We start from the raw sequence: 329 nt of genomic DNA, 5'->3' as shown, positions 1-329 counted from the left end.
ATGGCCGATCTTCGTCCCCTTCCCTTTGACTGGGCGGATCCGTTCTCGCTTGACGCGCAGCTTTCCGGCGAGGAGCGGATGGTCCGCGACACGGCCGAGGCCTATGCGCAGGAGAAGCTTCAGCCGCGGGTGACGAGTGCTTATCTGGAGGAGCGCTTTGATCCCGGGATCATGGCGGAGATGGGATCGCTCGGCCTGCTGGGCGCGACCATTTCGCCGGAATATGGCGGGGCCGGGCTCAACTATGTCAGCTACGGCCTGATCGCGCGTGCGGTCGAGCGGGTGGATTCTGGCTATCGCTCGGCGATGTCGGTTCAGTCGTCCTTGGT

1 protein-coding gene is annotated in these 329 nt (G+C 64.1%); it reads left to right on the top strand.

Features of this window, described 5'->3' with window-relative positions; genetic code table 11:
• On the top strand, positions 1-329 hold a 329-nt coding region (locus tag EKM57_RS15730; RefSeq protein WP_206185391.1), incomplete at its 3' end, for an acyl-CoA dehydrogenase family protein.

It is taken from the genome of Sphingosinicella sp. CPCC 101087 (genome assembly GCF_004151485.1).
Taxonomy (GTDB): Bacteria; Pseudomonadota; Alphaproteobacteria; order Sphingomonadales; family Sphingomonadaceae; genus Allosphingosinicella.
The sequence above is the reverse complement of the archived record's forward strand: the minus strand, read 5'-3'. Positions and strand labels throughout refer to the sequence as shown.